The sequence below is a fragment of the Stenotrophomonas rhizophila genome, assembly GCF_007667275.1.
Lineage (GTDB): Bacteria > Pseudomonadota > Gammaproteobacteria > Xanthomonadales > Xanthomonadaceae > Stenotrophomonas > Stenotrophomonas maltophilia_AE.
Genome location: NZ_VDQT01000009.1, coordinates 1 through 3242, shown reverse-complemented (window position 1 = coordinate 3242; position 3242 = coordinate 1). Strand labels below are relative to the sequence as shown.

Annotated in this window: 1 tRNA gene and 1 rRNA gene; both read left to right on the top strand. The window is 52.7% G+C overall.

The features are described from left to right. The first annotated feature begins 14 nt into the window (after positions 1-14). Positions 15-91, top strand: a tRNA-Ile gene (locus FSZ13_RS18135). 231 nt (positions 92-322) lie between these two features. Continuing rightward, positions 323-3201, top strand: a 23S ribosomal RNA gene (locus tag FSZ13_RS18130). Positions 3202-3242: the final 41 nt, after the last annotated feature.

Here is a 3242-nt window from a genome sequence, read left to right as displayed (position 1 = left end):
GCTAAACGGACATTGGGTCTGTAGCTCAGGTGGTTAGAGCGCACCCCTGATAAGGGTGAGGTCGGTAGTTCGAGTCTACCCAGACCCACCAACTCTGAATGACCAGCGCATACAAAGAATTTATTACGCATCGGCACTGTGGCCGGTACGTGTTCTTTTAAAACTTGTGACGTAGCGAGCGTTTGAGATATCTATCTTGACGTGTCGTGAGGCTAAGGCGGAAGACTTAAATGTCTTCTTATTAATTGAGTCGTTATATTTCGTATCCGGGCTTTGTACCCCCGGGTCATATATATAACCGCAAGGCAACTTGAGGTTATATGGTCAAGCGAATAAGCGCACACGGTGGATGCCTTGGCGGTCAGAGGCGATGAAGGACGTGGCAGCCTGCGAAAAGTATCGGGGAGCTGGCAACAAGCTTTGATCCGGTAATGTCCGAATGGGGAAACCCACCCGCTTGCGGGTATCCTGCAGTGAATACATAGCTGCTGGAAGCGAACCTGGTGAACTGAAATATCTAAGTAACCAGAGGAAAAGAAATCAACCGAGATTCCCTGAGTAGCGACGAGCGAACGGGGACTAGCCCTTAAGCTGGAATGGTTCTAGAAAAACAGCCTGGAACGGCTGGCCATAGAAGGTGATAGCCCTGTATTTAAAAGGGCCACTCCAGTGAAGACGAGTAGGGCGGGGCACGTGAAACCCTGTCTGAACATGGGGGGACCATCCTCCAAGGCTAAATACTACTGACCGACCGATAGTGAACCAGTACCGTGAGGGAAAGGCGAAAAGAACCCCGGAGAGGGGAGTGAAATAGATCCTGAAACCGTGTGCGTACAAGCAGTAGGAGCTCGAAAGAGTGACTGCGTACCTTTTGTATAATGGGTCAGCGACTTACTGTTCGTGGCAAGCTTAACCGTATAGGGGAGGCGAAGGGAAACCGAGTCTGATAAGGGCGCATAGTCGCGGGCAGTAGACCCGAAACCGGGTGATCTAGTCATGGCCAGGGTGAAGGTGCCGTAACAGGTACTGGAGGCCCGAACCCACGTCTGTTGCAAAAGACGGGGATGAGCTGTGATTAGGAGTGAAAAGCTAATCGAACCCGGAGATAGCTGGTTCTCCTCGAAAGCTATTTAGGTAGCGCCTCATATGTATCCTCTCGGGGGTAGAGCACTGTTATGGCTAGGGGGTCATCGCGACTTACCAAACCATTGCAAACTCCGAATACCGAGACGGACTGTATGGGAGACACACGGCGGGTGCTAACGTCCGTCGTGAAAAGGGAAACAACCCAGACCCACAGCTAAGGTCCCAAATTCACTGCTAAGTGGAAAACCATGTGGAAAGGCACAGACAGCCAGGAGGTTGGCTTAGAAGCAGCCACCCTTTAAAGAAAGCGTAATAGCTCACTGGTCGAGTCGGTCTGCGGGGAAGATTTAACGGGGCTAAGCAGTGAACCGAAGCTTGGGGTGTGCATATTTATATGTACGCGGTAGAGGAGCGTTCCGTAAGCCGTTGAAGGTGGATTGAGAAGTCTGCTGGAGGTATCGGAAGTGCGAATGCTGACATGAGTAACGATAATGCGGGTGAAAAACCCGCACGCCGAAAGCCCAAGGTTTCCTTGCGCAACGTTAATCGGCGCAGGGTGAGTCGGCCCCTAAGGCGAGGACGAAAGTCGTAGTCGATGGGAAGCAGGTTAATATTCCTGCACCTCGCGTAAGTGCGATGGAGGGACGGAGAAGGTTAGGTGTACCCGGCGTTGGTTGTCCGGGGGAAAGGCGGTAGGTTTGGATCTTTGGCAAATCCGGGATCCTTTAAGACCGAGCACCGAGACGAGTCTTTAAGACAAAGTCACTGATACCACGCTTCCAGGAAAAGCTCCTAAGCTTCAGCTTACGCAGACCGTACCGTAAACCGACACAGGTGGGTAGGATGAGAATTCTCAGGCGCTTGAGAGAACTCGGGTGAAGGAACTAGGCAACATGGCACCGTAACTTCGGGAGAAGGTGCGCCCTTTTTGGTGGCTCATGCGAGCTATAGCTGAAGAGGGCCGCAGTAACCAGGCCGCTGCGACTGTTTATCAAAAACACAGCACTCTGCAAACACGAAAGTGGACGTATAGGGTGTGACGCCTGCCCGGTGCTGGAAGGTTAATTGATGGGGTCAGCCGCAAGGCGAAGCTCTTGATCGAAGCCCCAGTAAACGGCGGCCGTAACTATAACGGTCCTAAGGTAGCGAAATTCCTTGTCGGGTAAGTTCCGACCTGCACGAATGGCGTAACGACAGCGGCGCTGTCTCCACCCGAGACTCAGTGAAATTGAAATCGCTGTGAAGATGCAGCGTTCCCGTGGCAAGACGGAAAGACCCCGTGAACCTTTACTATAGCTTTACACTGAACGTTGAGTTCGTCTGTGTAGGATAGGTGGGAGGCTATGAAACCATGGCGCTAGCTGTGGTGGAGCCATCCTTGAAATACCACCCTGTCGTGCTTGACGTTCTAACCTGGGCCCATTATCTGGGTCGGGGACCGTGTATGGTGGGTAGTTTGACTGGGGCGGTCTCCTCCTAAAGAGTAACGGAGGAGCTCGAAGGTACGCTCAGCGCGGTCGGACATCGCGCACTGTGTGCAAAGGCATAAGCGTGCTTGACTGCAAGATCGACGGATCAAGCAGGTAGGAAACTAGGACTTAGTGATCCGGTGGTTCTGTATGGAAGGGCCATCGCTCAACGGATAAAAGGTACTCCGGGGATAACAGGCTGATACCGCCCAAGAGTTCATATCGACGGCGGTGTTTGGCACCTCGATGTCGGCTCATCACATCCTGGGGCTGTAGTCGGTCCCAAGGGTATGGCTGTTCGCCATTTAAAGTGGTACGCGAGCTGGGTTCAGAACGTCGTGAGACAGTTCGGTCCCTATCTGCCATGGGCGTTGGAGATTTGAGAGGGGCTGCTCCTAGTACGAGAGGACCGGAGTGGACGAACCTCTGGTGTTCCGGTTGTCACGCCAGTGGCATTGCCGGGTAGCTATGTTCGGAAGCGATAACCGCTGAAAGCATCTAAGCGGGAAGCGCGCCTCAAGATGAGATCTCCCGGGGCACAAGCCCCCTGAAGGAACCATATAGACTATGTGGTTGATAGGTCAGGTGTGTAAGTACAGCAATGTATTGAGCTAACTGATACTAATGATCCGTGTGGCTTGACCATATAACCTCAAGTTGCCTTGGCCGACATGACATGTCGATAGA